Source organism: Schaalia odontolytica (assembly GCF_031191545.1).
In the GTDB taxonomy this organism is placed as follows: Bacteria; Actinomycetota; Actinomycetes; order Actinomycetales; family Actinomycetaceae; genus Pauljensenia; species Pauljensenia odontolytica.
The window spans coordinates 412,712-433,022 of the sequence record NZ_CP133472.1 but is presented as its reverse complement, the minus strand read 5'-3'; the positions used below and the strand labels follow the sequence as shown (position 1 = coordinate 433,022).

Below are 20,311 nucleotides of genomic sequence, written 5' to 3'. Positions count from 1 at the left end.
AGCCCCTCACCCGTTTTGGGTTCGTGGGTGTGACCCATCGACAGGGTCAGGCGAGCTCGAGAGCCGTCATCATCCAGCGTCCGCGGTATGCCTCGAGGCGCAGGGCGAGCGCGTACGTGCGGGCAGCGGTCGAGACGATGACTGCGGCCTCGGTGGTCGCTGCATCGATCGAGCATGTGCGAACGTGGACTGGCCGTGTTCCGCGCGCGCAGGGTGAGAGGTGGACGGCGGTGAGAGCGCCGTAGAGCTCGGGAAGGAGCCAGCGTCGCAGCTGCGGGGCCTGTCGCGCCCCGGTGACCACCTCAACGATCGCGCGCGCGAGTGTGGCTGCCCACTGCTCGGCGTCGGGCAGCCCGAGCGAGACGCCAGCGCGTGTGGGCTGAGGAATGCGAGAGGGCGAGTCGACGTGGGGGAGCGTCTCGTTGCGGCTCCAGCGGAAGGGTGCGGGCTGGATTGGGTGAGCGGGTCGTGACCCTGTTGGCACCGCTCGCCTCATTCGTGGTTCGTCAATGCGAGATCTGGGTGCGATTCGGGTGCTCATGGCAGGTCCTGGGGGAGAGTGAGTCGCTGTCCGGGGTGGATGAGGTCCGGGTCGGAGATAGTGTCCGCGTTGGCCTCGTAAATTGCGCGCCACGTCGCGTCGATGTCCGCGTCGTCGGCTCCTGGGCGGAGGGATGCGGCGATCGACCACAGTGAATCGCCGACCGACACCGTGGCCGAATCGGGATCATCCGATGCAGGTGGTGGGGATGAGTCCTTTGGAGGACCGGCCTGAGTTGCCGGCGACGTCTGTGGTGGCTCTTGCGTGGCGTCCACGGCATGTGGGCTATCCGCCCACGTCAGCGACACGCCCGCCGATGGGTTCTCCTGGGGCGTCGCGATCGACGCGGCGACGGGAGCGACGGTCACCAGCGCGGAGCCGATGAGCGCGCTGGCGCCCGCCCGGGCGAGCAACGAGCGCGAGAGCTTCGTTCCGCAGCGCAGGACAAGTGCGTGTGCGACTCGGCGCAGCACGGGTGGGGCACCCCGCAGGAGGGCGAGGTGGGCGCATGCCGAGCTGAGGAGGCTCCAGGACAGCAGGAGGAAGGCGAGCACGCCAAGTATCCGCAGGATGAGAGTCTCCGGACGCTCAGGCTCAATGGGGGGTGCGAGTCTGGACAGGTACAGGCCATCAAGGATGGTCAGTGGGGCGCCGACCAGCCAGAGAAATGCGTCGGACAGGTGTGCCTGCCCCGGGGGAGTACGTGAATCATCAGTCATGGTGAACTCTTCGTTGAGTGAGACGGATTCGATGCAGCTAACTATGCGCTTCGTATCAGTATATGTCAATACGTTGGGAATATTGATATAAAAATGTGATGTGCGGCGCTTCTTCCTGGGGTGTGGCATCGTATGGATATGGATATGTCAGCATTCATTGCCGAGCTGGAATCGCGCTTTGAAGAGCAGCGCGTGCGCGACCTGGAGGAGCTCATCGATGAGCTCACGGATGCTGAGCGTGCGTCTGTCACTCTGTCGGCACGGCTCGCTGGCGTCGTGGGTGGTGTCAGCCTCGCGTTGCGCGGCGGGCAGGTCGTGTCGGGTCAGGTCCTTGATTCGACTCGAACCTGGGTGCTCATGCGCGGTGAGGGCGGCGACAGCCTCGTCATGCTGTCCGCCGTCGTTGGTGCCTGGCCTCTGGGGCGCAGCGTCGCCCGGGAGTCATCGATCAGGGGTGGTGTCGGTGTTGGGCACGTGCTGCGTGAGCTGAGTGCTCGCAGGGTCGGCGTCGCCATCGAATCTGACGGTGGTGACCACAGAGGCGTCATCGACGCGGTCTATGCGGACCACGTCGATGTCGCTCTCAGCGGTGCGGCCATCAGCTATGACGGGCGCGATGAACAGGAAGGGATGACCGTTTCGCTGGCGCTTGCGGGGCTTCGTCGTCTCCGCGTTGTCGGCCAGCGATGGTCAGCCGATTACTGATTGTTGTCCGCCTTCTGACGCTCGCGCGTCGCGACGTATTGGTCCTGAATGAACTGCTCCAGGACCGATTCTTCGATCCTCCACACGTGCTTGCCGCCGACCTGGATGGCCGGGAGTTCGCCGGAGGAAACGAGGGCGCGGGTGGCTGACATTGTGAGATTCAGGGTCTCGGCGACATCAGCGAGAGTGAGGAATCGTGTTGCCATGACAACATGCTATCAGTTGTGATTGCTTCGTTTGATTGGTTTGAGTCGGCAATTTTTTGTCTGTCATCTGGCCGATGGGGTCTGTTGATTCTGATGGATAGCCGACAACCTACCGTTTTTTCGGTTGACGGTGCATTATAGAGGAGTGAAACGCGTCTCAGCTTCAGTGTCGATTCCGACGCGCACCCCAGGCAAGGTGGACCGCCGATTCATCATCGGAGTGGTCCTCGTCATCGCGTCCGTCATCGCCTTCAGTGTCCTGAGCGGGCTCCTGAGGGGAGGAACCCGCGTCTACACCGTGACGAGCACTATCGCGCCCGGCGACGTCATCACCGCCGACAACGTGCGCGAAGTCGTCCTGCGTGTGGATGACTCCGTTTATGCCCCAACATCCGAGGCGCCGATGGGATCCGTCGCGACCCGTCAGCTCGCGCCCGGCCAGATTCTCATGCGTTCCGATATCGCGCAGGGGGCACCCGAAAACACGGGGGATACGGTGCGTCTCGCTGTGACCGTGACGACCGGCCTGCCGGATGGGGTAGCGGATGGGACCAAGATTCGACTGTGGACCGTTCCCACGCGCACGCAGGCACAAGGAACCGCACCGGCGCGTGAGATCGAGGGGTCTTTCACGTTCGTACGCACGATCGATGCCCCGTCATCGTCCCAGACGAGGAGGGGACAGCGCATCGAGATCCTCGCTAACTCCCAGTCGCTGCCCGTCCTCCTGGCCGCGCAAAGCTCGTCAGACGGCCTCGCTGCCGTCCCGGTCGGTGCGTCATGACATCCGTCCACGGGGTCGTCATCCTCGCCGATCAGCGATACGAGGCACCTCTCATTCAGGCGATACAAGAGCACTCCGAGACCCTGGCTATCGTCCGGCGTTGCGCCGACCTCGCCGAGGTTGTCGCTGCGGCCCGTGCGGGCGTCGCAGACCTGGCCGTTATCGACGGCAGTGACCCGGACATGACGGTCGAGACCGTCGAAGCGCTGCGCGCGTGCGGCATGTCGGTCGTGGCTCTCGCGCCGCACTCGGAGCGGGCCAGGCTCGCCTCCCTCGGTGTCGCCTCGGTCGCGGCCCCAGGCAGTCCCGAACAGGTCGTCAATTCACTGATCGCCGCTACGCGCAGCCTCCGAGTCCACGACGTCCAGGCCGACGAACGACCCGAGCCGCCGCCTCCGCCCTCGTCTCCGGGCGCCGTCATCGCCGTGTGGGGAACGAGCGGAGCCCCCGGACGCACTACCCTGGCAAGCGGCATCGCGACGATCCTCGCGCGCAGTGCGCCGACGCTTCTCGTCGATGCCGACACCGCTAACCCGACGGTTGCTCACCTTCTCGGATTGCCGGTCCAGGCCTCGGGCCTGTCGCTGTTGGCGCGCACAGCCTCTCGCGGTCCCCTCACGCCCCAGGACATCGATGCGGCCAGTGTTCAACGCTGCGAGGGACTGCGTGTCATCACTGGACTCGTCACTCCACACCGCTGGCGCGAAGTGAGCCGTCCGAGCATGGAATCGATCGTCGGAGCGCTGCGCCTGAGTGCTCGCCACTGCGTCGTCGATGTCGCCGCCACATCCCTCGAAAAAACTGCTCGAGGGGCCAGCCGCGACGATGCCGCCCTCGGAGTACTCGAACGTGCCGACCGGCTCGTGATCGTGGCACGTGGGGACATCGTAGGCATCAATAGACTCTCCTTCCTGGCGCGTTGGTGGGAGGAGCACGGGCGCGACATGCCCGTCGACATCATCGTTAACCGCGTGAGCACGCACGCCATTGGCCCGCACCCGGTTCCATCCCTACAGGGCGCGATCGGCGCGTTCATGCCCGACCACCATTTCCACGTCGTCTATGAGGACCCGGGCGTCGGGCGGGCCGCCCTACGAGGCAAAGCGCTCGGGGAGAAAGGCACTCGTTGCGACGCCTCAGACGCGTTGGAGGCGATTGTCGCGCAGTGGATGCCTACACTGTGACCATGCGCGTCTACGTTCCCGCCGTCCTGTCCGACCTGTCCGTCCCGCTGCCCCCCGTGCGCAGTGGCGTCCTGTGCATGCCCGAAGCAGGCATGAACGGTGAGGACATCGAGGTCCTCGAGGACGACGCCATCACCGAGGCGGCACTGTCCTCCCTCGAGCTGGCCCGGGAGACGGAGGGGGCGGGCACGGCCCGAGTGGTCCTGGCCGTCGACACCCCGACCTCGACGACTCTGACTCCCGGCGAGCAGATCGAGCCCCGCATCTTCGAGGCCGCCGCCTTCGAATACACCTGGTCGGACGTGGCTGCGATCCTGGCGGACCTGCCCGATGCCGGTCCCGCCGTGCAGGCCGTCCTGAGTGCCGACACCCAGGAGGACGCCGACGAGGCCGTGGCCGCCCTGTGGGAGTCCTCCCTGGCGTGGTTCGACCGCTCCGAGCGGCCCGCCGTCCTGGCCCTGCACAAGGGCTGACGCAGCCAGAGTGCAGCGCCGCCGCGTGCGGCCGGCAAACCCGTTCGGGCACGCCAAGCACCCGTGGGGGCGGACCGGGAAGCCGCACCCCGATGCCCGTCTCTGTCGATTCCTAGGCCCGCACGCGCAGGGTTGATCCGCCCTCCGGCAGCGGCCGTACCTGGATCTGATCCGCGATCTGTGTCGCCATCTCTTCGACGTGCGAAATCACGCCGACCGTGCGTCCCGCGCAGCGAAGGGCTTGGAGCTGCGCCATCACGAGGCCGAGGGTGTGCGAGTCGAGCGAGCCGAATCCCTCGTCGATAAACATCGTGCGCAGCTCGACGCCTCCCGCCTCGGCGGAAACGACGTCCGCGAGGCCGAGTGCCAGGGCGAGGGATGTGTAGAAGGTTTCCCCGCCCGACAGCGTGCGCGGGCTGCGAAGAGCGTCCGTGTCGTGATCGATGATTGCCAGGCCCAGGCCAGACTTGCGCGAGGCCGTGCCATCGTCGGGGACGGCCGTGAGCTCGTAACGCCCCGACGAGATTGCCGCGAGGCGCGGATTCGCGGCCGCCAGCACCTCCTCCAGGCGTGCGATGAGTACCCATGCCGATAGGGGAGTGGACGCGAGGTTCTCCGGGCCGGAGGCGGCGGCGATGTCCGCGAGGCGACGGATGGGGCCCGCCTGCTCCCGGGAGCGCGCGAGCGCATCCAACGCCCGCTCCAGCGAGATGCGGGCGGCGTCGAGCTGCGCGCAGTGCTGCTCGAGAATGCCCGATGCCCGGGCGGCCAGCGCGCTCTCCTCATCGCCCTGTCGGGAGGCCTCGGCGAGGGCCTTGAGGTCCGGCGCGGGTGCCGACGCCGCACGGGTGAGGCGCTCCGACGCGAGTGCTTCGCGTGCCGCGAAGAGCGCCTTCTCGTGAGCGGACACGCGCGCCTCGAGAGCCTCGACCTGGGGGAGCGGGAGCATGAGGGAGCGCCAGGAGTCGAGTTGAAGGTCCTGTTCCGTTAATGCCTCCGCGAGAGATCGCTGTGCCTGCTCGTGGGCGAGGCGAGCGCTGTCCCAATCCGCGCAGGCTGCGGCCAGCGAAGAGGCCCGGTGGGCGCACTCATCCAGGTGTGCCGCGCGCTCGTCCAGGGAATCGAAGCCTGCGCGCTCGGACTCGAGGCGAGCGAGGGCGCGGGTCAACGTGGATTCACGTTCCTGCAGGGTGGATGCGAGGGAGGCGGCGCTCTCACGGGCGCTGGCGAGAGCATCGGTGAGGCCGTCGAGGCGCGTGCGCTCCTGCGCGAGGGCAGCCTCAACCTGGGAGATCTGCGGGGTGAGGTCCTCCAGCGTCGCGACGAGCTCGGCTGCTCGATCCCGCTCAGTCTCGAGCGACGGTGTGGGAGCTCCAGCCACCTCGTTGAGCTGGGCGATGCGACGAACAAGATCCTGATGACGCCCCTGGGCCTCACGCAGCGCGCTCTCCGCGCGGTCGCGCGCCCGGTCCAGCTCGGCGACCTGTTCGCGAGTGATCTCCCCGTCCGACGCAGGAGCCGGGTCTGGGTGAACGGTGGAGCCGCACACGGGACAGGGCGCGTCCTCCTCGAGCTCGCGTGCGAGCGCCGAGGCGCTCTGGGCGATCCACAGGTCGTGGCCGTCGGCTGCCGCCGCGTTCGCGAGCTTGGCCGTGACCGTGGCCGCGCGCAGCTCCTCCGATGCGCCCACGAGGGCCGAGCGCAGCAGATCGGCCTGCATCGAGGCATCCAGGCGCTCGTTGATGGCGCGCAGCGCGGACGCGGCCTCGGGGAGGGTGTCCGCATCCGCCCGCATGAGGCGCAGGGCCGCGGTGGCCTGCTCGATCGCGAGGGGCAATTCCTCGCGCTCAGCCTCGATGGATCTCACCCGCGCCAGGGCCTGTTCGTGTCCGGAGCGAGTCGACTCGATCTGCGCGCGCAGGTCGGGCAGGGATCGCTCGACGCCCAGGGCTTCCTCAAGCGAGCCGCGCGTGCGCGTCGCCTCGTCCCGCCCGGCCTGAGCCCGATCGCCCAGATGGGCCACGGTCTCTGGCGTGAGCGATGCCGGATCGATGGCATCCTCGCCCCCGAGAGCCGGGGACAGGGCCACGACCTGGTCTCCTGCGGCCTCCAGACGAGCGCGCGCCGAGACCTCGGCTGCATCGACGGGTGCCACTGCCAGCGCCCGGCGTGCCCGACGGGCACGCTCGCGGTCGGACGCGATTGCGTCCTGCGAGGCGCTGAGCTCGACGAGCGTCGCGCTCACGCGTGCGTGCTCTGCCTGGGCCTCGGCCAGGGCGCGGCCCTCGGCCAGCGCGCGGGAAGCCTCCCGTGCAGTTGCGGCAGCCGCCTGGGCAACACGCAGGGTCTGCTCGTACGCCTCGTGTGCTCGCTCGCACGCGCCCTGCGCCCACTGAGTCACGGCGCTGGGATCCTCCGCTCCGGCGTCCAGCTGCTCCGCATCAGCGGCGGCGGCTGCCCGATTGCCGGTGAGAACGTCCGTGTGCGCGTCCTCGCTGAGGGCACCGTCCAGGGAACGCACGCGCTCGAAGGCCCCGATCGCGGCGACGCGTCGTTCTTCGATGTCGCGCTTGGAGGACTTGGCGGCCTCCTCCAGAGCCTTCGTGAAATCAACGTAAATCTGCGTGTCAAAGATGTCGCGCAGGATCTGCTCGCGAGCATCCGACGTAGCATTGAGGAACTGGGAGAACTTGCCCTGTGGAAGAACGATCGTCTGCAGGAACTGCTCCTTGTCCAGGCCCACGATGCGTGGAATCTCGTATCCCACGTCGCGCGGACCCGAGGCGACCGACTCAACCGTGCGCCACCCGTCCGGCGCGTCCGGATCCTCCACGACGCGGGTCAGCGTCGATTTCGAATTGCGCTGCGATCTCTTGCCTGCTGGCGTGTACGCGGGGGTACGACTCACCCGGTAGATGCCCGTCGCCACCTCGAAGACCAGCTCCGCCTCCGAGGGATCCGCGTCCGAAATGTGGTTGGAACGTAGGCGGTCCTTCGACGCGTCCTTCGTGCGCGCCACATCCCCGTACAGTGCGAAGGTGATCGCGTCGATGAGCGTCGACTTGCCCGCACCTGTGGGACCATCCAGCAGGAACAGGCCGGACTCCTCGAAGGAGGAAAAGTCGACCGTGTGCTCGCCCGCGAACGGGCCGATGCCGTGAATGCGCAGCCACCGAATCTTCACTGCACGTCCTTTCCTCGAAGGGCCGCCCACACGTCCAGTGCGAGCTCGCGCTCCCGCGGGTTCAGGGCGCGCCCGCCCACGGCCTCGTAGAACTCTTCCGTTACCTCGCGTGGGTCCAAGGAGGCGCGCACGCTCATCGTGGGAGCCAACGAGGGGGCTTGGGAGGGGCGGTGCATGACGACGAGGGCGTGCGGGTAGACCTCGCGGATGCGCGGCACCATGCGCTCGGGGCGCGCGTCATCCGTGACCGTGATCGAGACGTACGAGGCGGTGGTGGCCTCGTCGGGATCGGTGAGCAGTTCGTCCATGGTCCCCTCGAGCACCGCGATGGCGCGCAGCGTAGGGATGGGCACCACCTCGATGTCGGTCACCGAGGTGGCATCCGTGGTGACCAGCGTGACCGACTTCGCCGCCCCGGCCTCGGAGAAGGAATATGCGATGGGGGAGCCCGCGTAGCGGATCGGGACCGAGGCCCCCGAGATATTCTGCGGGCGGTGCAAGTGCCCGGCGGCAACGTAGTCCAGGCCGTGGGGCAGGGGCTCTGGGCCTCCGAGAGTGTCGAAAAGATCGGCGGACACGGAGGGGACGCCGCCCACCTGGATGTCGCGCTCGGAGTCCGAGGCCTGGGCGCCGGTCACGAAGGCGTGCGGCATCGCGATGGCCGGGCGCTCGTCGCCGCAGCCCCTGCGGGCCTCCAGGTCCGCGCGCACCCGTCGCAGCGCGGCCCCCAGGACCGCCTGATGGGAACGGGGAAGGGGAGCGGGCAAGGCGGCCTCAGCATGCACAGGCAGGTCCGACAGCAGCTGGCGCACGAGATCGGGCTCCAGGTAGGGCATCGGGTAGATCAGCGCGCCGGCGGCCTCGATGGGACTACCGATCGCCTCGGGGTCGGTCACCACGTGCAGCGAGGTGGTCAGCATGTCCGCGAAAAGCCCCAGGCGGGCGGCCCCGTCGTGGTTTCCGGATGTCAGGATGACCGTCGTTTGCGCCGTCAGCTCGCGCAGGGCGCGCCGCATCCGCGCGAGAGCGTCCACTGGCGGAACCGCCCGATCGAAGACGTCGCCCGAGATGAGCACGGCATCCACGCCCCGCTCGCGCACCAGGGCAACCAACCAGTCGATGAACGCGTCTGCGCTCTCGCCCAGGGACGCTCCGTGCAACGTGCGCCCCAGGTGCCAGTCAGAGGTGTGCAGAATCAACATGGCTCCAGTGTGGCAGAGCCCGCCCACATCTGCGTCCGTCACACACGCTTGGAGAGCGGACACGAGCTGCACGCGCGCGCCCAGCCGATAGCATTGTGGGCATGACCAAGCCCTTCCTCATGCTGACCTCGCGCGACGACGGCCCTGTCCTGGCCTCGGAGAGCGCCGACCTGCCGCGATTCTCGGGACTGACCCCCGACCAGGTGCGCCAGGTTCGCATCGAGAGGGAACTGCCCGACCTTGATCTCTCGGAGTACTCGGGTGCTTTCGTGTGCGGATCCCCCTGGGACGCCAACGCCGACGACCACCTGAAGGAAGACCGCCAGGTGCGCGCCGAGGCGTGGCTGCGCTCCTTCTACGACCGCGCGCTCGGAGAGTCCTTCCCGCTCCTGGGCCTGTGCTACGGGCTGGGAACCCTCACCCTGCACCTGGGCGGCGTCGTCGACACCCATCACGGAGAGGACATCAGCGGCATCGCGTTGACGAAGACCGACGCGGGCCGTGACGACCCGCTCCTGGAGGGCACGCCGGACCTCTTCCACTCCTACGTCGGCCACCACGAGGCCGTGCGTGAGCTCGCCCCCGGCATGCAGGTCCTCCTGGCAGGGGATGACACGCCGATCCAGATGGTGCGCGTCGGCGAGGCAGCGTGGGCGACCCAGTTCCATCCCGAGATGGACCTAGAAGGCGTGAACGTGCGCATCGACCAGTACGCTGGCCGCTACTACCCGGTGGAGAAAGCCGAGGCGATCCGCGCCCAGGTCGCGACCGTTGACACGGATCCCTCACGCCTGATCCTTCGCAACTTCGTCAGCCGCTTCCAGCGCTGAATCCGGCGTGACGGGCAGAGATAGATCCGGCGTAACAGGATAGGCAGTACGCGAACGCGCAACACCTGGTTAACGGGCACCGCGTTTCATCCGCAGCAGCAAGAAGCACGTCATGGTAACGAAGGTCAAGACGCAGGTCGTCAGCATCGAGTGGCGGTAGGCCGTCATCTCACCCGTGAGCGGCGCGAACGCGCTCACCATCGCGGTAACGACGCATAGGCCTGCGCAGACGAGGCCGATACGCTCGACGACGAAATAACCCGGAGTTGCCGCAAAGATGCGGCGTGCCGCTCCCGGCAGCTGCATGCCAAAGGTGGTTGAGCAGACGCCCAAGGTGAACGAAGAGGTCCTCAAACGGCCAAGTTCGGTCATTGAGTACACCATGAGGAACAGGACGGCGATGAAAGCAACAATGAAGACAACGCGGATCATTCGCTCGCTGTCGAGGCGCTCCGGGGAGGAGTTTTCGGGATTCGACATGCCAACCACTCTAGCGGGACGCGGCGCGACGCGGCCACGTCTCAAACAGGGGTGAGATGTGGTCGCTGTCGGCGACGATGTGAAGGTGTGAGGCTATCCGGATGGGTGGATCGGTCCGCGCCTGCGAGCGCGTTCCTTTGCGATGAAGAGCACCACGTAGAAACAGAGGGCAACGAACACGGCCCCTATCGCAACGTTCGATGGTGTGTTGTAGGGTTCGGGGTCGCCGCCCCCGTCCGTGACATCACCGATGATGACAGCGGCGGTGCATACGAGGGAACAGCCCATCACCGCCCACTCGCAGGCCCGAAGGACAGGATGAATGCCGGGAATCGCGCGCGAATATCCTGGCATCTGAGAAGCGAGGAGCGCCAAGGCAATGACGAGCCCGTAGTCATTCAGGCGGTTGGCCCTCCCAAAGAAGGTGCCGCCAATCGAATAGACGACCGTGCCGATCAACAGCGCGAAGAAGAAGTAGCGGAGGACCTTGTCGACCCGCGAAAGCCCTGCGGTGTTGCCGATAAGGTTTTGCTCGATAGTGGACATAGCGATCACGACCTTGTGAACCAGAGATAGCGACCATCGCTATATCCTCATTGTCCACACAGGGGGGGGCGCTGTCAAGCACTTTCGGCGCACACTTTTTAGCGGGCAGCCTTGCTGGTAGCCTCTGCCATCGCCACGGCCTCCAGGAGCCTGCGCACTGACGCCAGGCGGGAGGCGCGCTCGCGGCGCACCTGATCCGCGTCCTCATCCCCGGCCTCGTCGATCGCGAAAGGACCGGTGGCGCGCGCGTAACTGTCAAGCGCGCACGAGGGCTCCTCCTCGTTGTGCGAGCACATAGGCAGGCACCAGGACGCTGCGTCCGCGACCTCCGGGAAGACCCCCAGCACGTCGGCGACGCTCACGTGTCCCAGGCCGAAGGACCGCACGCCCGGCGTGTCGACGATCCAGCCGCCCTCCGCCAACTCGAAGGCCTCCGAGGACGTGGACGTGTGACGCCCGCGCCCCGTGACCTCGTTGACGTGGCCCGTCGCGCGACCCGCGCCCGGCACCAGGAGGTTGATGAGCGTGGACTTACCGACCCCCGAATGCCCGACCAGTACCGACCAATGGGAGGCCAGGAGGGCGCGCAGCTCGGCGACGCCCGGGTCGGCCTCCCCGACCTCTGCGCTCGTGAGAACGACCCGCAGGTTAAAGTCCTCGTAGGCGGCGAGCAGCTCGTCCGGGCTCGCCAGATCCGCCTTCGTCAGAACCAGGACGGGGTCGAGGCCCGCCTCGAAAGCGGCGACCAGGCAGCGGTCGATCATGCCCGTGCGCGGCGGCGGATCTGCCAGTGCCACGACGATGCACATCGTGTCCGCGTTCGCGACGATCGCTTTCTCTCCTCGCTGATCGGGTGCGTCCTCCAAGGAGCGGCGCAGCACGGAGGAACGCTCCTCGACGGCGACGATGCGCGCGAGCGTGTCGGGGCGGCCCGACAGGTCGCCAGTGAGGCGCACGCGGTCGCCCATGATGACGGAGCCACGCCCCAGCTCGCGGGCACGCACGGCCACCACGCGCGTGCTGTCCGCTTCCACGGACACGTGGTAGCGGCCGCGGTCGATTCCGATGACGCGGCCCAGGGGCTTGGAGGACCAGTCGGGTCGGTCCTTCGTGCGTGGGCGTGATCCCTTGCCGGCGCGCACGCGCACGCGCGGGTCGTCGGTTCCGGTGTCGCGGCGCGCCATCACTCCTCCTCCCGTGCGGACGAGACCGGGGCTTCCGGGGCGAACCCCTGGCCGTCAGCACTCACGAGGGAGGCCCACAAGGCCTCGAAGGTGGGAAGCGTCTTGGAGGTGCAGGCGATGTCGTCGACCGTGATACCGGGCGTTACGAGACCAAGAATCGCGCCGAACGTCGCCATCCGGTGGTCCGCGTAGGAACGAATCTGTGCCCCGTGCAGGGGCAGCGGCGTGATGACGAGGCCGTCCTCCGTCTCCTCGGCTTGCCCGCCCGCGCGGTTAATCTCTGCGGCCAGGGCCGCCAGGCGATCCGTCTCGTGTCCGCGCAGGTGCGCGATGCCACTCAGGTGCGAGGGCGTGGAGGCGTAGGCGCAGATCGCGGCCAGGGTGGGGGTGAGCTCTCCGACCTCGGCCATCGTGGCTTTGATGCCCGGATAGTTGCCGGCGCCCGGACCCCTCAGGGTCAGGCCCCCTTCATCCAGGGTGATGTCCGCGCCCATGTGACCCAGCAGCGCGCGCCAGGCGTCACCCGCCTGCGTCGTCGCCGCCGGCCACGCCGGGATCCGCACGCGCCCGCCCGTCACCATCGCGGCAGCCAGGAAGGGGCCGGCGTTGGACAGGTCCGGCTCGACCGTGATCTCGCCGCCGTGAGGACGCGATGGGAAGATGTGCCAGGTCGCGAGGTCGGCGCGGCCCTCGTCCACGACCTCTAGGTCGATGCCGACGCCTGCCAGGGACGCCAGCGTCATCTCCACGTGCGGCATCGAGGGGACGACTCCCGGAGCCGATACGAAGAGGGGATCGCCAACTAGGGGCGAGACGAGCAGCAACGCGGAGAGAAACTGCGAGGAGGAGGAGGAATCGACCCAGGCCTGCGCGCCCAGCGGCGTGTGGATCGGGCCCTGGATCGTAAACGGCAGGTGCCCGCGCTCACCGTGGTAGGTGACGGTGGCACCCATGCGCACCAGCGCGTCCAGGAGCGGACCGAGCGGGCGCGCGTAGACCTGCTCGTCCCCATCGAACAGTGTTTCCTCGGGGGAGAGGGCCGCCAGGGGAGGCAGGAAGCGCATGACGGTGCCCGCCAGGCCGCACTCGATGCGTCCGCCGCGGGGCGGGAGTGTCATCGGCGCGACGCGCAGGGTTCCCGCACCCGCGTCCTCGACGCGCGCGCCCATCACCTCCAGGGCGTCCGCGAATAGGCGCGTGTCGCGCGCGTCCAGCGCACCGTGGATGACGGAAGGGGAATCGGCGACGGCGGCCAGGTAGAGGGCGCGCGCCGTGATCGACTTTGAACCCGGCACCTCGACCGTGGCATCCACAGGGGAGGCGGCCAGGGGAGCGAGCCAGGGGGCGCTCACGAAGCGGTGCCGGTCAGGCGTTCCACGACGGCGGCCTCGGCCGCGGCGATCGCGCGGCGCTGATCGCGGCGCATCGCGTGTGCCACGAGCGCCGAGGGCTGGCCGACACGGTCCGTCGAAGCGATCAGGACGCCGCCAACCAGGCCCAGCTTGCCCAGTGCGCGTGAGCGCAGGTACTTGCCGTGGCCCGTGGGCATATCGCGCGTAGCCCCGGGCATCGGAGCATGCACGAGTGCCATGGGTGCGCCGATCGCGGCCAACGTCAGGGCTGCCACGCGGGGCTTGCGGCCCAGCGCGAAACGCAGACCCGCAACGACCGACAAAGCGCCCGTCACGCGGGTAGCCACGGCCAGCTGTTGATCAGTCAGCGGCTCCAGGCCGACCGCATCGGTCGCCTTATCGATGAGGGGGCGCACCCCCGAGGCCTGATCCACATGATCGTGCGGATGCATTAGGGCATCAACCCCATCGGCGATGAAGGGGGCAGCGAGCAGGGGACGGGCAACAATGCGCAGCAGATTCATAACCCTATTCTTCGACACCTTTGCTCCCGGGGGAAGCCGAATGGCCCAGCCTCTCCCAAACAACGGGATGAAAGTGGCGTAATGCACAATTGTTTGGGCTTGGGGAATATTGGCCGCAGAGAGGCGTTGCCCTCAGTATGCCCTTCCAGACGACGCCCACAGTCGCACCCCCGACTGCGCGACTAAACTGGGAGTCGATGGATACGACAACCCCCTCACCGACGCAGCTCATGCCCGATCCTGCCCCGGCCTCGTCCATGGAGGACGACGCGGTGCTCCAGGCGCGCTTCATGGACGAAGCGATGCCCCTCATGGATCAACTTTTCGGAGCGGCGCTGGGCATGACCCGCAACCGAGCCGACGCGGAGGACCTGGTCCAGGAGACCTATCTCAAGGCCTACCAGAAGTTTCACCAGTACAAGCCCGGCACCAACATCAAGGCCTGGCTGTACCGGATCCTCACCAACACCTATATCACCGGCTACCGCAAGGCCCAGCGCGCGCCCAAGCGGGCCTCCAGTGACACCGTCGAGGACTGGCAGCTGGCCGAGGCCGCCTCGCACTCTGAGGTCGGTCTCAAGTCCGCCGAGGTACAAGCCCTCGAAGCGCTGCCGTCGATCCAGCTGCGCGATGCCCTCGATTCGCTTTCGGAGGAACATCGGATGGTTGTCCTCATGGCTGACGTTGAGGGAATGAGCTACAAGGAAATCGCCGAAGAACTAGGAGTACCCATGGGGACAGTCATGAGCCGTCTGAACCGGGCGCGCAAGAACCTGCGCTCCTTGCTGGCCGACGTCGCCGCGGAATACGGGATCGGAGGAGCCAAGTGAACACCCACGTGACCTGCCAGGACGTTCTCGACGCCCTGTACGCCCTCGTTGACTGCGAGGAGTGCGACCGCCGATCCAACCTGATCGACGACGGCTCCGTGCCCGGACCCGACGCCCGCGCCCGTGCCCTCATGATCCAGCACGTTGCCTCCTGCCCGCACTGCGCCGACACCCTGGATGCCGAACGCCACGTGCGCGCCCTCATGCGCGGCTGCTACGAGTCCGAGCAGGCCCCTCCCGCGTTGCGAGCCCGCATCGTCGCCTCCATTTCGAGCGTGTCCGTTACCTGGCGCTGATCGCGGTGCGGCAACGCGCGACCGCGTGGCGTTGTGCCGGCTGACGAGGCCGGGGCTGCCGCCTATTTTTCGGTGACCTTCATCGCCGCGAACGGCCTGCGCCTTGGTGGTTTGGGTCAATGTGTGCAAAAATGCTTCAGTCTAGACAACAAACCCAAGGAGAATGACATGTCGAAGCGGGGTCGTAAGCGTCGCGATCGTCGTAAGAACGGCGCGAACCACGGCAAGCGTCCTAACGCCTGAGCCGAATACGTTGCGCGCCCGGACCTGTTGGTCCGGGCGCGTTTTTGTGTGCCCGCCCTCGTGTGCGTGCCTGTGCGCCCCTGGCGTGCTGCTGGCGGCAGAAACTCGCCGAGCTCGCTCTACGCCCGACTACTGGGAGCGTGTGTCACGGAGTTGCTGATGTGGTGACGGGGTGACGTGATGGTGGGCTGACGTGATGATAGGGGCGAGAAGTTGGCATAGGAACCCCCGGTCCGTAGTTAATTGCGGACAATTCCTTCTCACGCGGATAGGTTGGGCGTGTACGGATAGGTTATTCGCCTGCGGATAGGTTAATAAGCTATCCGCATCGTCATAACCTATCCGAGTGCTCATAACCTATCCGCGTCGTGCGACTGTAGAACCGTCGCGAGGGACCGTCACACCGCTTTGAGGGGAGCTTCCAGAGCGAACGATTTTCGGGGGCTGGCTTCATCGGCCCCAGGGTTCGTATGAGCCTAATTCGAAGTCCCTCCCAGTCGTTGTAGTCCGTCCAATTCACACGAACGACTTGCCATCCGGCATCACGAAGGTTCTGCTCACGCACCACCCAGTCCCGTTTAGCTCGTTCGAGTTCTCCTCGGGTCTCTCCGAGCTTTGCGATCCCGTCGAACTCGATAATGATGCGTAAATCCTCGATCAGGATGTCAACGTAGTAGTGATAGCCTCGCACGCCGATGTGGACCTGAGTCGCGGCATCGAACGGGCAGATACAACGGACAAGCCACAGAAGAGCGGCTTCCGCAGGATTTGCGCATCCAGGATCGATGGCCCGCAAGATTGAACGTGCGCGTCGGTACCCTTTCACGCGTCCTGCTTTGTCGAGTCGCCTCAGGAGATCGACGCGAACTTCCTCCGCGTGCTGGCGGCACGCATCCTGGTGAAACATCGAGAACTGGCTCCATGCGTTGAGTGCCATGCACCCCAATACGAACGCTTCCAGTGGATCCTCGTGAAGCGCGCATCTGACGAGTACGTCGTATGGGTGTTCCGTAGTCAGGCCATCGATAGTGGAACGCTCGCTCGACAGCGGCGGGAATGGGGAACATGAGACTGACGTCGCGGGGACAGTCATCGAAGCGACAACGCAGGATGGTAGCTTGGAAGTGCTCCGTCGGCTGCCCCGAAAAATCGTGATAGGTGGATTCTGGGACCAGCCGCGTATTCCCATGAGCCGCAGGCAGCTCTGCCCGACAAAGACCGGTGTTTGCTGATGAGAAACATTGACTGCGTGCATGCGTGCGCGTGCGATCGCCTCCCATGTATCCCAGGGGCCAGCGCTCGTGGGATCAATATCAAGCAGAGCACTCACCCCCCCGCATGATTCGTGTCGGCACGTGAGTATGTTGCTGATCGGGCGCATCCGAGTGAGGTGCGACAAGGATTGATGTCTGTTCCATACAGGCAGTGTCGTTGCTTGTGGTAGTAACACGAAAGTGCTGGGCGACATGCTGTGGAAACAGGCCGTTGGGCATGAGCCCCTGTGGATAACGTTACGGAGGGGATTGGAGCGGAAGTAGTCTAGGTTCTAGCGGTGGTTGCAACGGATCTTGGTGAAGGAGTTCGTTGTGGCCGGTATTGTCGTGTTTTTCAGGGGGTCGAGTACCCCTCCCGTTGGGAAGCGTGTCAGGCTCGGCATCGGGAGTATGTCCGGGCTCTTTCTGCCGATCGCGGCCCCTCGAGCAAATCGTTCTTGTCCTGACGAGAGGCTCAGGAGTGTACCTGCTGCCGATTGCGGTCGAGGATAACGGACACCGCGTTCTCACGCGGATAGGTTGGGCGTGTACGGATAGGCTATTCGCATGCGGATAGGTAAATAAGCTATCCGCATCGTCATAACCTATCCGCGTGCTCATAACCTATCCGCGTGGATTATGGCTCGTGTCCCCGACGCCCGGTCCGGCGAATGTGGGAACTACTGCGGGCATCAAGGAGGTTTCGACTGCGACGTGCGCACTGTCGACCGCGTGCCCAAAGGGTGTTGCGGAGCCACAGAGACAGGTGGGAATACTCCCTCGCAGGGTATCCTTGTACCCGTTGGTGCGCGGGTGCGTCGGGCGCGCTGATCGCCGGTATCTACGCAGGCAACTTGTACCCGTTGGCGCGCGGGTGCGTCCCGGTGCGGCCAGACTGATTTGCCGATACGAAAGAGGCTCCATGTCCCTCCAGATGCGTCTTGTTCACGCCCGAAAGGGCCTCACGCCTCCCGCGCTGCACACCGAGGAAGCCGCGCGTGAGATGGCGGCGGGTGCCCCGCAGCAGCATCCGATGCCTCAACGCATGCGAGCCCGCTTTACCGCGACGTGCGAAAAAGGCGTGACGCGCGTGTTCCCGAAGCAGGGACTGCGCTCGGGCGGAGCCCTCATGTTCCTGCACGGCGGCGCCTACCTGTTCCCGCTTGTCGACGGCCAGTGGGGCATCGTTGAGGGCCTCATTGACCGCACGGGCCTGCCCGTGATCATTCCGGACTACCCGCTTGCCCCCGAGCACACCGCGACCGACGCGTTCGACTTCGTCCAGCCCATCATCGACGAGGTCCAGGCTGAGTTTGGCCGCGTCGTCATCTTTGGCGACTCGGCGGGTGGCGGTCTGGCGCTGTCCCTCGCCATGCAGCGACGCGACGAGGGAAGGCGCCAGGTGGATGGCCTTGTCCTGTACGCGCCGTGGGTGGACGTGACCATGACGAACCCCGAGATCGACGATGTACAGCCCCGCGACAAGATTCTGCGCGCGCCCGGACTGGAGTGGGCGGGACGCGCGTGGGCGGGCGACCTGGACCCGGCCGACTGGCGCGTCAGCCCCCTGTACGGCGATCCGTCGGGCCTGCCGCCGATGCGCATCTTCCAGGGCGACGCGGACATCCTGGGGCCCGACGCGATCGAGTTCGCCTGCAAGGCGGCTCGCGTGGGCGTCGACGTGCGCCTGCGCGTGGAGCCGGACGGCTTCCACGTCTACGTGCTCTCAGTCCCCGTTATTCCCGAGGCTGAGGCCGCCCTCGACCACAGCGCGCGCTTCATCTCGGGGATCCTCACCCAGGCGTGAGGCGACCCGTTTCACGCCCCGTTTCACGGCCTCGCAGATGGGGAGAATCAGGTCGCGGGGGATGCGTGTGGCTGGGGAACGGGCAGGACTCGTTAATCCAGCCGCGCTGCGTCGATGGTCCAGGAACAGTGGTAGACATGGAGAGTCAGTGGGGTCGTCTCAGGATTCTCGATACAGGCCTCATCCAGGGGCGCTCGATCGTACCGGCATGCCCAAACGTGCGGATGCGAAGACTGTCTGGCAAGTCGTCCGTCGGGAAGGGGCATCGTCAAGTAGAGGAAGAACGTGGGGGCACCTCGATGATTTCCCACATGATCGACAGTGGGGTCGAGGTCTCGAGCGGAAGAACGTGGGGTTGCCTCGATAGTCTCCCACTGTCAACCTGCGCGTGCGCGCCTCGTGGCTGCAGGAGGACACAGTGAGGGTTCTCGGCCCGGTGGCGAGGTCCGTGGCCGCGGCTGTGCTGGGGCCTAGCGTGGCCTCGGGCGTAGGGGCTGATGGGTGGAGAAGGTGGCTTCGTTGGGCGCAGGAACCCTCGTCAGCCGGGGTGCATGGTGGGGAGGCTGGGGCTAGGCGGGTGCGCCTGCCGCGGCGGGCATGTCTGCGGTGAGCGTCCAGGTACTGATCTCCTCGTCGGTCTCTACGGTACCGTTCAGGGCGTCGACGAGGGCCCGGATCTCGCCCATGCGTCGCTCTGCCAGGACGTGGGATTTAGCCGTGAGCGCGCTGATGGTGAGCGTGAGAGCCCCGTCGATCGCGGATCCGGAGATGGTGATAGAAGCGTTCTTGTCGATCTCGGCGATGTGGGAGAGGACGAGGTAGATGATCTCCGCGCCCACGGCGTCGCGGTACTCGCTCAGCGGCGTGTGCTCGGTGAACAGGTTGATGATGGAGAAACCGGATTGCTGCGCGTAGCTAATGGCCCCGTCGATGCTGGCGAAGTCGGTTGGCGGCTTAGGAGCGGATGGGCGCTCGGGGACGCCGGCCTGCCCGTCCGCGTGCGTCGTGGAAGGGGTGGCGAGGCCCGCCTGTAAAACGACAGAGGAGTCGCCGACTCGGTGACGAGGAGGGGTCTTCCAGTCCCTGTAGAGGACTCGAATGCCGGCACCAGCCGCGACCACGCTGGAGACAACCAGATACGAGGCCGCTGCGGTGGCGATGGCCGGTGACCATGAGCCAGGCGAGAGGAAGTATCCCAAGACGATAGTGAGGGACATGAATGCGCCGGTTATCCCGAAGACGAGGAGCTTGTCGTGCGTGGTGGTTTCCTGCTGAGGCACGTGACCCTCATTCCACCCGTGCGTCGACGATGATCCAGCTGTGGGGATAGACCTCAAGTGTCAGAGACGAGGGCCCCTTCTTGTCAGCACATGCAGTGTAGAGGGTGTTGTAGACGCCGGCCGTGTCGTAGGCGCTGCTCAAGCGAGTTGTGTGCTTCGAGCCGTCGGTGAGGGTGAGATCGAACCTGTAGGACGTAGAGCTGCCTCCCCGTCGCGAGCGCATTCTGAGCTCACTGTAGGAGCACGACTTGACGGTGACGGTCTTTGTTCCTTCGATCGTGTCCGCAACCGACTGCACGGAACCAATGACCGCCATCGTTCCGACGACGAGGACGGGGATGGAGAGAACCACGAGCCAGACGATGGGCTTACGCATGTTCGTCCTGTCGCCAGCGCGCTTCGCTCGGTTCATGCGGAGAGCCGTCACGACAATGATGACCGCACAGATGAGCATACTGATGGTGCCCACGGCGCTCGCGATGCTTTGCCACGTGAGTTTGATGTCGCCCACGTCGTAGAAATTGCTCAGCACAAAATAGGCAACGACACCGCTGAACGTGAGGAACTTCAGAACGTTAAGCACCATCGCGTAGTTCGTGTTCATGACCGAACGACCCATGTTAGTGCCTCCATGCGGCGCAGCGGGCCCCTGACCCGGGAAGGGCTGCTGGGGGTACATGCCGCCCAT

General features: G+C 66.1%; 22 protein-coding genes. 9 read left to right on the top strand and 13 right to left on the bottom strand.

The features are described 5' to 3' along the window. Positions 1–46: 46 nt before the first annotated feature. Both RDV55_RS01900 and RDV55_RS01895 read right to left on the bottom strand, forming a co-directional pair. Complete coding sequence (locus RDV55_RS01900) at positions 47–484, bottom strand: Rv3235 family protein (protein WP_245907608.1); 438 nt, start codon at positions 482–484, stop codon at positions 47–49. 53 nt (positions 485–537) lie between these two features. Then, positions 538–1,260, bottom strand: coding sequence for a LysM peptidoglycan-binding domain-containing protein (locus RDV55_RS01895; RefSeq protein WP_111822799.1), 723 nt, complete (start codon positions 1,258–1,260; stop codon positions 538–540). Between the two features lie 138 nt (positions 1,261–1,398). Between RDV55_RS01895 and RDV55_RS01890 the strand changes: the two genes are divergently transcribed. Further along, on the top strand, positions 1,399–1,965 hold the full coding sequence (locus RDV55_RS01890) for a hypothetical protein (RefSeq protein WP_111822800.1): 567 nt from the start codon (positions 1,399–1,401) through the stop codon (positions 1,963–1,965). Here RDV55_RS01890 and RDV55_RS01885 read toward each other — a convergent pair. Next, a complete protein-coding gene (locus RDV55_RS01885; RefSeq protein ID WP_111822801.1) occupies positions 1,959–2,171 on the bottom strand; it encodes a helix-turn-helix domain-containing protein in 213 nt (70 codons plus the stop codon). The genes RDV55_RS01890 and RDV55_RS01885 overlap by 7 nt on opposite strands. Positions 2,172–2,316: 145 nt before the next feature. Here RDV55_RS01885 and RDV55_RS01880 point away from each other — a divergent pair, with 145 nt between their 5' ends. The 3 genes from RDV55_RS01880 to RDV55_RS01870 are packed head-to-tail and all read left to right on the top strand — an operon-like array spanning position 2,317 to position 4,612. Beyond that, positions 2,317–2,955, top strand: a complete 639-nt coding sequence (locus tag RDV55_RS01880) for an SAF domain-containing protein (RefSeq protein WP_428985088.1) — start codon at positions 2,317–2,319, stop codon at positions 2,953–2,955. After that, positions 2,952–4,139, top strand: coding sequence for a CpaE/TadZ family protein (locus tag RDV55_RS01875; RefSeq protein ID WP_111822802.1), 1,188 nt, complete (start codon positions 2,952–2,954; stop codon positions 4,137–4,139). The genes RDV55_RS01880 and RDV55_RS01875 overlap by 4 nt, the downstream gene beginning before the upstream one ends. A 2-nt stretch (positions 4,140–4,141) precedes the next feature. Then, on the top strand, positions 4,142–4,612 hold the full coding sequence (locus tag RDV55_RS01870) for a DUF6912 family protein (RefSeq protein WP_111823117.1): 471 nt from the start codon (positions 4,142–4,144) through the stop codon (positions 4,610–4,612). Between the two features lie 112 nt (positions 4,613–4,724). On the opposite strand, the gene RDV55_RS01865 is transcribed toward RDV55_RS01870, so the two are convergent. Both RDV55_RS01865 and RDV55_RS01860 read right to left on the bottom strand, forming a co-directional pair. Beyond that, the gene (locus tag RDV55_RS01865) at positions 4,725–7,796 is read right to left on the bottom strand and encodes an AAA family ATPase (protein WP_111822803.1); all 3,072 of its coding nucleotides are present in this window, start codon (positions 7,794–7,796) and stop codon (positions 4,725–4,727) included. Further along, positions 7,793–8,998, bottom strand: a complete 1,206-nt coding sequence (locus RDV55_RS01860) for an exonuclease SbcCD subunit D (protein ID WP_165835822.1) — start codon at positions 8,996–8,998, stop codon at positions 7,793–7,795. Before RDV55_RS01860 ends, RDV55_RS01865 begins: the two co-directional genes overlap by 4 nt. Before the next feature lie 101 nt (positions 8,999–9,099). On the opposite strand from RDV55_RS01860, the gene RDV55_RS01855 reads away from it, so the two are divergent. Then, positions 9,100–9,828, top strand: a complete 729-nt coding sequence (locus tag RDV55_RS01855; protein ID WP_111822804.1) for a glutamine amidotransferase-related protein — start codon at positions 9,100–9,102, stop codon at positions 9,826–9,828. 69 nt (positions 9,829–9,897) lie between these two features. On the opposite strand, the gene RDV55_RS01850 is transcribed toward RDV55_RS01855, so the two are convergent. From RDV55_RS01850 to RDV55_RS01830, 5 genes are all read right to left on the bottom strand, one after another. After that, entirely contained in the window at positions 9,898–10,308 is a 411-nt protein-coding gene (locus RDV55_RS01850) for a hypothetical protein (RefSeq protein ID WP_245907609.1), read from the bottom strand. A 93-nt stretch (positions 10,309–10,401) separates the two neighbouring features. Beyond that, positions 10,402–10,854 carry a hypothetical protein gene (locus RDV55_RS01845; RefSeq protein WP_111823120.1) on the bottom strand — a complete coding sequence of 151 codons (453 nt, stop codon included), beginning with the start codon at positions 10,852–10,854 and terminating at the stop codon, positions 10,402–10,404. Positions 10,855–10,952: 98 nt separating this feature from the next. After that, positions 10,953–12,038 (bottom strand): ribosome small subunit-dependent GTPase A, encoded by a 1,086-nt coding sequence (gene rsgA / locus RDV55_RS01840; protein ID WP_111822805.1) that lies wholly within the window; start codon positions 12,036–12,038, stop codon positions 10,953–10,955. Next, entirely contained in the window at positions 12,038–13,390 is a 1,353-nt protein-coding gene (aroA, locus tag RDV55_RS01835; protein WP_111822806.1) for a 3-phosphoshikimate 1-carboxyvinyltransferase, read from the bottom strand. Before aroA ends, rsgA begins: the two co-directional genes overlap by 1 nt. Continuing rightward, entirely contained in the window at positions 13,387–13,914 is a 528-nt protein-coding gene (locus RDV55_RS01830; RefSeq protein ID WP_111822807.1) for a DoxX family membrane protein, read from the bottom strand. The genes aroA and RDV55_RS01830 overlap by 4 nt, the downstream gene beginning before the upstream one ends. 197 nt (positions 13,915–14,111) lie before the next feature. Here RDV55_RS01830 and RDV55_RS01825 point away from each other — a divergent pair, with 197 nt between their 5' ends. From RDV55_RS01825 to RDV55_RS10505, 3 genes are all read left to right on the top strand, one after another. Next, entirely contained in the window at positions 14,112–14,744 is a 633-nt protein-coding gene (locus RDV55_RS01825; protein WP_111822808.1) for a sigma-70 family RNA polymerase sigma factor, read from the top strand. Further along, on the top strand, positions 14,741–15,040 hold the full coding sequence (locus RDV55_RS01820) for an anti-sigma factor (RefSeq protein ID WP_111822809.1): 300 nt from the start codon (positions 14,741–14,743) through the stop codon (positions 15,038–15,040). The genes RDV55_RS01825 and RDV55_RS01820 overlap by 4 nt, the downstream gene beginning before the upstream one ends. A 168-nt stretch (positions 15,041–15,208) precedes the next feature. Then, complete coding sequence (locus tag RDV55_RS10505) at positions 15,209–15,283, top strand: 50S ribosomal protein bL37 (RefSeq protein WP_370465157.1); 75 nt, start codon at positions 15,209–15,211, stop codon at positions 15,281–15,283. 331 nt (positions 15,284–15,614) lie between these two features. On the opposite strand, the gene RDV55_RS01815 is transcribed toward RDV55_RS10505, so the two are convergent. Beyond that, a complete protein-coding gene (locus RDV55_RS01815; protein WP_245907610.1) occupies positions 15,615–16,220 on the bottom strand; it encodes a putative endonuclease domain-containing protein in 606 nt (201 codons plus the stop codon). 1,238 nt (positions 16,221–17,458) lie between these two features. On the opposite strand from RDV55_RS01815, the gene RDV55_RS01810 reads away from it, so the two are divergent. Next, positions 17,459–18,343: an alpha/beta hydrolase fold domain-containing protein gene (locus tag RDV55_RS01810; protein WP_111822811.1), complete on the top strand. Its 885-nt coding sequence runs from the start codon at positions 17,459–17,461 to the stop codon at positions 18,341–18,343. 569 nt (positions 18,344–18,912) lie between these two features. Here the strand turns inward: RDV55_RS01810 and RDV55_RS01805 are convergent. Next, the gene (locus RDV55_RS01805) at positions 18,913–19,623 is read right to left on the bottom strand and encodes a hypothetical protein (RefSeq protein WP_111822812.1); all 711 of its coding nucleotides are present in this window, start codon (positions 19,621–19,623) and stop codon (positions 18,913–18,915) included. A gap of 7 nt (positions 19,624–19,630) precedes the next feature. Next, complete coding sequence (locus RDV55_RS01800) at positions 19,631–20,242, bottom strand: hypothetical protein (protein ID WP_111822813.1); 612 nt, start codon at positions 20,240–20,242, stop codon at positions 19,631–19,633. Positions 20,243–20,311: the final 69 nt, after the last annotated feature.

Coding starts and splice junctions, on each gene's coding strand:
- RDV55_RS01895 (WP_111822799.1), bottom strand. CDS start 1,260: ATGACTGATGATTCACGTACTCCCCCGGGGCAGGCACACCTGTCCGAC.
- RDV55_RS01890 (WP_111822800.1), top strand. CDS start 1,399: ATGGATATGTCAGCATTCATTGCCGAGCTGGAATCGCGCTTTGAAGAG.
- RDV55_RS01885 (WP_111822801.1), bottom strand. CDS start 2,171: ATGGCAACACGATTCCTCACTCTCGCTGATGTCGCCGAGACCCTGAAT.
- RDV55_RS01875 (WP_111822802.1), top strand. CDS start 2,952: ATGACATCCGTCCACGGGGTCGTCATCCTCGCCGATCAGCGATACGAG.
- RDV55_RS01870 (WP_111823117.1), top strand. CDS start 4,142: ATGCGCGTCTACGTTCCCGCCGTCCTGTCCGACCTGTCCGTCCCGCTG.
- RDV55_RS01860 (WP_165835822.1), bottom strand. CDS start 8,998: ATGTTGATTCTGCACACCTCTGACTGGCACCTGGGGCGCACGTTGCAC.
- RDV55_RS01855 (WP_111822804.1), top strand. CDS start 9,100: ATGACCAAGCCCTTCCTCATGCTGACCTCGCGCGACGACGGCCCTGTC.
- RDV55_RS01850 (WP_245907609.1), bottom strand. CDS start 10,308: ATGTCGAATCCCGAAAACTCCTCCCCGGAGCGCCTCGACAGCGAGCGA.
- RDV55_RS01845 (WP_111823120.1), bottom strand. CDS start 10,854: ATGTCCACTATCGAGCAAAACCTTATCGGCAACACCGCAGGGCTTTCG.
- rsgA (WP_111822805.1), bottom strand. CDS start 12,038: ATGGCGCGCCGCGACACCGGAACCGACGACCCGCGCGTGCGCGTGCGC.
- RDV55_RS01830 (WP_111822807.1), bottom strand. CDS start 13,914: ATGAATCTGCTGCGCATTGTTGCCCGTCCCCTGCTCGCTGCCCCCTTC.
- RDV55_RS01825 (WP_111822808.1), top strand. CDS start 14,112: ATGGATACGACAACCCCCTCACCGACGCAGCTCATGCCCGATCCTGCC.
- RDV55_RS01815 (WP_245907610.1), bottom strand. CDS start 16,220: ATGGCACTCAACGCATGGAGCCAGTTCTCGATGTTTCACCAGGATGCG.
- RDV55_RS01810 (WP_111822811.1), top strand. CDS start 17,459: ATGTCCCTCCAGATGCGTCTTGTTCACGCCCGAAAGGGCCTCACGCCT.
- RDV55_RS01800 (WP_111822813.1), bottom strand. CDS start 20,242: ATGGGTCGTTCGGTCATGAACACGAACTACGCGATGGTGCTTAACGTT.